The organism is Kribbella sp. (assembly GCF_035687465.1).
Lineage (GTDB): Bacteria > Actinomycetota > Actinomycetes > Propionibacteriales > Kribbellaceae > Kribbella.
Genome location: NZ_DASRXP010000738.1, coordinates 1 through 6,621, shown reverse-complemented (window position 1 = coordinate 6,621; position 6,621 = coordinate 1). Strand labels below are relative to the sequence as shown.

General features: G+C 66.6%; 7 protein-coding genes. 2 read left to right on the top strand and 5 right to left on the bottom strand.

Features of this window, described 5'->3' with window-relative positions; translation table 11 throughout:
- The 3 genes from VFG33_RS40030 to VFG33_RS40020 all read right to left on the bottom strand — a co-directional run.
- Nucleotides 1–434 (bottom strand): hypothetical protein (locus VFG33_RS40030; RefSeq protein ID WP_325058268.1); only part of this gene is annotated, 434 nt, incomplete at its 3' end.
- A gap of 124 nt (nucleotides 435–558) precedes the next feature.
- Nucleotides 559–1,098, bottom strand: a complete 540-nt coding sequence (locus VFG33_RS40025) for a dihydrofolate reductase family protein (RefSeq protein ID WP_325058267.1) — start codon at nucleotides 1,096–1,098, stop codon at nucleotides 559–561.
- 26 nt (nucleotides 1,099–1,124) lie between these two features.
- Nucleotides 1,125–1,712 carry an NADPH-dependent FMN reductase gene (locus tag VFG33_RS40020; protein WP_325058266.1) on the bottom strand — a complete coding sequence of 196 codons (588 nt, stop codon included), beginning with the start codon at nucleotides 1,710–1,712 and terminating at the stop codon, nucleotides 1,125–1,127.
- A 111-nt stretch (nucleotides 1,713–1,823) separates the two neighbouring features.
- Here VFG33_RS40020 and VFG33_RS40015 point away from each other — a divergent pair, with 111 nt between their 5' ends.
- Nucleotides 1,824–4,904 (top strand): AfsR/SARP family transcriptional regulator, encoded by a 3,081-nt coding sequence (locus tag VFG33_RS40015; protein ID WP_325058265.1) that lies wholly within the window; start codon nucleotides 1,824–1,826, stop codon nucleotides 4,902–4,904.
- Here VFG33_RS40015 and VFG33_RS40010 read toward each other — a convergent pair.
- Nucleotides 4,895–5,818, bottom strand: coding sequence for a PLP-dependent cysteine synthase family protein (locus VFG33_RS40010; RefSeq protein ID WP_325058264.1), 924 nt, complete (start codon nucleotides 5,816–5,818; stop codon nucleotides 4,895–4,897). The genes VFG33_RS40015 and VFG33_RS40010 overlap by 10 nt on opposite strands.
- Before the next feature lie 4 nt (nucleotides 5,819–5,822).
- Nucleotides 5,823–6,254 (bottom strand): MarR family winged helix-turn-helix transcriptional regulator, encoded by a 432-nt coding sequence (locus tag VFG33_RS40005; RefSeq protein WP_325058263.1) that lies wholly within the window; start codon nucleotides 6,252–6,254, stop codon nucleotides 5,823–5,825.
- A 112-nt stretch (nucleotides 6,255–6,366) separates the two neighbouring features.
- Here VFG33_RS40005 and VFG33_RS40000 point away from each other — a divergent pair.
- Nucleotides 6,367–6,621 (top strand): LLM class flavin-dependent oxidoreductase (locus VFG33_RS40000; protein WP_325058262.1); only part of this gene is annotated, 255 nt, incomplete at its 3' end.

The following is a 6,621-nucleotide window of genomic DNA, read 5'->3' as shown; positions in this document are numbered from 1 at the left end:
GCGACCTGATGCGCTTCGCGGTAGCGCGTGGCGACCTCGGGGTGATCCACCGAGATGTCGTTGACACGCTGGTCGAATTCGTCCACGGGATAACCCGCCTCGCGCATGATCCGCAGTACGAGTCGGTCCGCTTCGGCGACCGACGTACCGGGCTTGTCGACGAAGCCTTGCTGCAGCGCGTTCCACTCCGCGCGGTACTGCGTCGCGGACTCATCGCTCAGCGGATGCACGTCGAGCTTCGAGCGGCGGTGTTGGCGTTCGCGCAGGTCGCGCTCGGCGGCCCGCCGGTCGCCCGACTCCTCGACGGCCAGCTCGTACTCCGGGCCGAACCGCTCCTGCAGTTGGTCCGATCGCCGGCGTTGATACCAGTAGGCGGCCGCTGCGACCACGAGCAAGACCACAACGATGACGATGATGATGACGACGGTGTCCATCGATCCTCCAGTCCAGACTCACCAGATTGGCCTCCCCAGGCCAATTCGGTACCCAGCACGGACCGGCTCAAGCAAACAGCCGGCCACCACCTCGGTGACCGGCTGGATGCTTGGAGCTGCGGAGTCAGGGCTTGGGGGCCAGCTTGTGGACGACGATGCCGGACTTGAAGGTGGTCGAGTCGAGCAGGTCGAGATGGGTGATGGCGAGGTCGTCGCCGTTGAACAACCGCTGGCCGCCGGCCAGGACCGGGAAGATCCAGAAGTGGTACTCGTCGACCAGCTTGTGCTCGAGCAGCGTCTTGGAGAACTCGCCGGTGCCCCACTTCAGCAGGTTGCCGCCGTCCTCCTCCTTGAGGCGCTTGACCGCCTCGACGACGTCGCCCTCGAGGATCTGGGCGTTCCAGGTGGCCTCCGTCAGGGTGCGGGAGGCGACGTACTTCGGCATCGCGTTGAGCTTGTCGGCGAAAGGATCACCGGCGCGCTCCGACCAGGCCTCGGCGAATCCTTCGTAGGTGACCCGGCCCAGGACCAGCGCGTCGACGCCTTCCATCAACTGCGCGTTGTAGGAGTTGTGCTCGTCGTCCCAGTACGGGGGGCTCCAGTTCTGGGGGTTGTCGATGGCGCTGTTGAGGGTCATGAAGGTGGTCTCGATCAGCTTCCTCATGGTTCTTGCCTTTCCAGGTTGGTGTTTCAGGGCCGATAGGGGTACTGCGTGCGTGCGTCGCGGAGTGCTCGTGCCCACCAGGTGAGCTGGTCGAGCGTGATCTTGGCCGAGGCCTCCAGACCGGCGCTGTAGCTGGAGTTCTGGCGGGGCCAGCTGCCGTCGGCGGCGAACTGTTCCCAGTAGCAGGGCAACGTGACTGTGTTGCGGATAGCGACCGCGTGGAGCTCGGTGAACACCTGCCGCAGTTGCGCGGCAGCATGCAGACCGCCCGACTCTCGGCCGTACGCGACGATCGCGACCGGCTTGGCGTGCCACTCCTCGTAGTACCAGTCGATGGCGGTCTTCAGCGGCGCCGGAAAGCTGCAGTTGTACTCCGGTGTCACCACCGCGAACGCATCCGCGGCAGCAAGCCTGGGAGCCAGTACTGCGACCTCGGCCGGCGTCGGCTCGTCCGTGTCGGTCAGTGTGCTCGGCAGGTCCGCAGTGAGCAGGTCGATCAGGTCCACGTCGAGGTCGGCCCGCTTGGCCGCGCGGCCGGCGAACCAGTCGGCGACGGTGGGCCCGAAGCGCCCGTTGCGGGTGCTTCCGACGATCACGGCGAGTCGTAGTTTCATCCTGCTCACCTCCTCGGTGCTGATGGGGATGACTCTGCCGGAGACCCTTTACGGTTTCTTTCCGGTCGCTTGATCGCCGATCGTGGTCGGCCGGAAAGATAGGGTGCGGCCATGCGCTTCGGGGTGCTCGGACCGGTCACAGCCTGGACGGACGGTGGTCGCGCCGTCACGATCCCGGGTCTGAAGGTCCGTGCGCTGCTTGCGGACCTCCTGGTGCATGAGGGCCGACCGGTGCCCGCGGACAGGTTGATTGACGACCTCTGGGGCGAGGAACTGCCCGGTAACCCATCCGGCACGCTCTCCGCCAAGGTGTCGCAACTCCGGCGCGCCTTCGAGGACGCAGAGCCGGGCAGCAGGGCTCTGGTGATGTCCGGCCCGGCCGGGTACTCCCTGAAGGTCGACAGCGCCACGTATGACGTACTGCAGTTCGCCTCCCACCTGGAGCAAGGACGGCTCGAGGACGCGCTGGCGTTGTGGCGCGGGCCGGCGTACGCGGATTTTGCTGACGAGGCGTTCGTGGAGACGGCAGTGGCACGGCTGAGCGAGCAGCGGCTCAGTGCGCAGGAGCAGTACTTCGAGGCTCGTGGAGAGAACATCAGCGAGCTGGCGGACCTTGTGGCGCAGCATCCTCTGCGGGAGCGGCTCCGCGCGGCTCACATCAAGGCGCTGTACCGCGCGGGCCGACAGAGCGAGGCGCTAGACAGCTACGAACAGCTCCGCGCGCTCCTGGCTGAGGAACTCGGGCTGGACCCGAGCCCGGAGCTCGCGGCCTTGCAGCAGTCAATCCTCACGCAGGACCTGCCTCAGGTTCGCAGCAACCTCCCCGCACACCTCACAGAACTCATCGGCAGGTCCGAGGCCCTCGCCGAGATCCAGGGCCGCCTGTACGACGATCGTCTGCTGACGCTGACTGGTCCCGGGGGAGTGGGCAAGACGCGACTCGCCTTGGCCGCGGCCGCTGGGGTTGCCGAGCGCTACCGCGATGGAGTGACGTTGGTTGAGCTGGCCGCAGTGGCCCCGGATGCTCTGGACGTGATCAGTTCACTGATGGACGCAGTACAGGTGGCGTTGGACCTTAGGGATGCTGCAGGGCCTGGGGAAGCTGGAGTGGACCGGCTTGCTGCGGTGTTGGGGGAGCGCCTGCTGGTACTGGACAACTGCGAGCACGTGATCGAGGAGGTTGCCGAGGTCACTGACCGGCTATTGGCGGCCGTGCCGGGTCTGCGGGTCCTCGCGACGAGCCGCGAGCCTCTGGGCCTTACGGGCGAGGTTGTGTGGAGTGTGCCGACGCTGGACGTGCCAGGGCCGGCGGACTCCTTGGATGCCTTGACTAGTTCTAGTGCTGTGCAGCTGTTCGTTGCCCGGGCTGCCGCCGCTGATCGGGGCTTCAAGCTGGACGAGGAGACCGCTGCTGCGGTGTCTGTGCTCTGCCGGCGGCTTGATGGGATTCCGTTGGCGCTGGAGCTGGCTGCGACACGAGTGCGCGCGCTCGGCGTACAGGGACTGGTCGCGCGGCTCGACGATCGGTTCCGGCTGCTTGCCACTGGACATCGAGGGGCCTCGCCTCGGCAGCAGACGTTGATGGCGATGATCGACTGGAGCTGGGATCTGTTGTCGCCTCGGGAGCAAGCTGTGCTCCGGCGACTCGCAGTACACACAGATGGGTGTACTGCGGAGGCGGCTGAGGCTGTGTGTCTCGAGGACGACGTACTGGACATCCTTGTGCGTCTGGTGGATCGGTCGTTGGTTGCGGTGGTGCATGTGGCGGACGGGCCGCGGTACCGGCTGTTGGAGTCGGTGGCGGCGTACTGCGTCGACAAGCTGCGTGAGGCGGGGGAGTACGAGCAGGTTCGGCAGCGGCATCACGTCTACTACGTGGAGTTCGCGGAGCGCGCTCGGCCCTACTTGTACGGTCCTGAGCAGAGCAAATGGCTGCAGCGGCTCGACGACGAGACCGGCAACCTGCGGAGCGCACTAGACGGCGCTATAGCCGACGCGGCCGCGGCAGCTGAGCCCGGCGGCGGCCGGGGTGCTGGGCTGGCTCAGCGGTTGGTGGAGGCTCTTGCTTGGTACTGGTTCCTTCGCGGGCGGTTCACCGAGGCGCGGCGGTCTCTGGAGGCTGTGCCCGACTCTCCGAGCGTTGCCGCTTGGCGGGCAGGGTTCATGTTCTTGCAGGGAGACAGCGATGCCGGGGCTGAACGCGACCGTTGCTTGCCGACTGACGACGCCAGAGCCGACTGGTGGCTCGCCTTCACCGGCAGCGACTCCGGCGATCTCGCTGTGTGCCTTGCCCTGCTCGAGCGGAGTCTGCCCGTCTTCGAGGCGGACGGCGATCTTTGGGGTGTGGCCGCAGTACTCGTAGCACGAGCGAAGCACGCTCACGTGCGGGCAGACATGACGGCGCTGGCCAGTGATGCCCAGGAGAGCGCCCGCCTGTTCCGCGAAGTAGGGGATCGCTGGGGTCTTCTCCAAGCCATCGGCTGGCTCGGAGCCCATGCAGAACTGATCGGCGATTTCGAAGAGGCCGCCCGGTTGCATACCGAGGGCTTGCAAATGGCCGAGGAACTCGGGCTCTGGACAGAGGTCGCCGGTGAGTACGGCTGGCTCGGGTGGACCGCAATCCGGCAGGGGGACTACGCGCAGGCTCAGGTCTACGGGGAACAAGGCCTTCGCCTGTCGAACGAGCAGGGCTATCGGTCGACGCAGGCACTGTCGGAAATCGTTCTGGGGTTCGCGGCGCGGCGTTCTGGCGATCTGGACGTCGCGGAGAAACGCCTGCAGTCCCTGGTCGACGCTGCTCGTCGGCAGGACGAGCCGGTGCTCTACCTGTCGATCGTGCTGGACGAACTCGGCTTCACTCTGGAACTGCGCGGCGAGCTCGACACAGCCCGAGCCCTCCACACCGAGGCCTTCCGGATCTCCCAGGACTACGAATCCAGCCGCGGCATGTGCTGGGCCCTCGAAGGCCTCGCTGCCACACTCCCGCACGAGCCAGCCGTCGCCGCCCGCATGCTGGGAGCCGCCGGCTCTACGCGAGTCGCCGACGGCTATGTGGTGACCGCCGCCGAAGCCATCGACATCGAACGCGTGGCTTCATCCGCCCGCACAGCACTAGGCGAGAACTACGACACGCACTACAACAGCGGCCTCTCCATGCAACAAGCCTTCGCCCTGCTCGCCGGTCAGGAGTAGAGGTCGCCGGATAGGTATTTGAGGCCGGTGTCGGCGGCGACGGTGACTACTGTTTGTGCCGGGGTCAGCTCGGTGGCTAGTTGGATGGCTCCGAGGATGTTGACGGCGGAGGACGTGCCGGCGAAAATGCCGTCGCGCCGGGCCAGGGGCTTGACCAGTTGTCTGGCTTGGGACTCCTCGATCGCCCGCGCATCGTCGTACGTGTTGGGAGTGAGCAGAGGCGGGATCGTGCCGGTTGCGGTGCCCTCGACGCGGTGCGGGCCGCCGTACCCTGCCGTGAGCATTGGTGAGCTTGCTGGTTCGAGCGCGACGATCCGAGCGACCTTGGGCCGGATGGCCTGGCCGACTCCGACCAGCATTCCGCCGGTTCCCACGGCTGCGCAGAACACGTCCAGCGTCGTACCGGCCGCTTGCTCGAGGATTTCCTGGCCGAGCACCGCGTAGCCGTCCAGGGCGTCGGTGTTGTTGAACTGGTCGGTCCAGAAGGCGTCGTCGCGCTCGATGATCCGATCCACCTCGGCGCGCATCCGGACGAACAGGTCGGGTGTGATCCGTCCCTCGTCGCTCGGCACCACGACCAGGTCCGCGCCGAAGACCCGCATCGTCCGCAGCTTCTCGGCGGCGAACGCGTCGGACGACACCAACGTCAGCGGGTACCCCTTGACCGCGCAGATGAACGCCAGTGACGACCCGGTGCTGCCGCCGGTGTACTCGACCACCCGCCGCCCGGGCCGCAGTACGCCGCGACGCTCGGCGCCCTCGATTATCGCCAGCGCCATCCGGTCCTTGTAGCTGCCGGTCGGATTGCCACCTTCGAGCTTGACCAGCACCTGCGCGGCTCCGTCGGGCACCGTATGCCGCAGCCGGACGAGAGGGGTGTTGCCGATGGCGTCCAGCGTCGAGCCGAGGATCATGAGGTCAGTCTGCGAACACCGGGGGCACATCGGCAACGATCCGCCTCAGAGTGCGGGTGAACTGGTCCCTTTCGCGCGCCGGAAGGTCGGCCAGCAGCTTGTCCAGCCGCTCCGTGAGCTGAGCGTGGAACCGGTGCACGGCGTCGGCTCCGGCCGCGGTCAGCGACACATTCACCGCCCGGCGATCCTGCGGAACAGCCTCCCGTACTACGAGTCCGCGGTGCTCGGCGCGATCGACCAGCCCGGTCAGGCTGGACCGTTCGAGGCCGAGCGAACCGGACAACTCCGCCATCCCCATCGGGCGATCCGTCAACGTGCACAGCATCTGCGCTTGCGCCACGGTGAGATCACAGCCGCGCCCAATCTCGGCGTACAGGTTCTGCACCAGGAAGGTCAGGCGGACCATTCCGCTGGCGGCACCGAGGGTTTCCTGCACTGGAGGCTCCGCTTGACTTGGCTCGGCTGGACACTGACTTGTGATTGTTCGTGGCACGAAGTAATTTGTTCGTCGAGCCAATATTACGCGACACGAACAATCTGGAGCAACGATGGCGGACTACGGGCACGAGCTGGTCTTCGGCACGTTCCTGACCCCGACGGCCGACAACCCCGACCGGGTGATCGCCCTCGCGCAGCTGACCGAGCAGGTGGGGCTGGATCTCGTCAGCTTGCAGGACCACCCGTACCAGCCGCGATTGCTCGACGCGTGGACGCTGCTGTCGGTGATCGCCGCCCACACTGAGTCGGTGAAGGTCTCCACGAACGTGGCGAACCTGCCGCTGCGGCATCCCGTCGTACTGGCG

What these genes read in the sequence shown, in the direction of transcription:
- VFG33_RS40020 (WP_325058266.1), bottom strand. Translation starts at nt 1,712, where the DNA reads ATGAAACTACGACTCGCCGTGATCGTCGGAAGCACCCGCAACGGGCGC.
- VFG33_RS40015 (WP_325058265.1), top strand. Translation starts at nt 1,824, where the DNA reads ATGCGCTTCGGGGTGCTCGGACCGGTCACAGCCTGGACGGACGGTGGT.
- VFG33_RS40010 (WP_325058264.1), bottom strand. Translation starts at nt 5,818, where the DNA reads ATGATCCTCGGCTCGACGCTGGACGCCATCGGCAACACCCCTCTCGTC.
- VFG33_RS40025 (WP_325058267.1), bottom strand. Translation starts at nt 1,098, where the DNA reads ATGAGGAAGCTGATCGAGACCACCTTCATGACCCTCAACAGCGCCATC.